Consider the following 254-nt stretch of genomic DNA (forward strand, 5'->3'; position numbering starts at 1 on the left):
GTACCCTCTGATGTGCAGGTCGGTTGTTTTGTTACAACAGAATTTCCGTAGCTGTGACCTGTTGCCTTAGTTGTGTTGTCCTTGTATGAAGTACCGCAAACAGAACACTTGTGGAGAGTGTAGCCGTCAGCAGTGCAAGTAGGTGCAACAACTGTGTCAGCATATTTGTGTGAAGTCTTTGCTATAGTTTCTGTAACTGTCGCATTGCACTTTGTGCAAGTCTTTATAGCAGTACCCTCTGATGTGCAGGTCGG

1 protein-coding gene is annotated in these 254 nt (G+C 45.7%); it reads right to left on the reverse strand.

What is annotated here, in order from left to right; translation table 11 throughout:
• The coding region (locus WS40_RS11125; RefSeq protein ID WP_046442360.1) for a hypothetical protein at positions 1 to 254 on the reverse strand (254 nt) is incomplete at both ends.

This window comes from Ruminococcus sp. N15.MGS-57, from assembly GCF_000980385.1.
Lineage (GTDB): Bacteria > Bacillota > Clostridia > Oscillospirales > Ruminococcaceae > Hominimerdicola > Hominimerdicola aceti.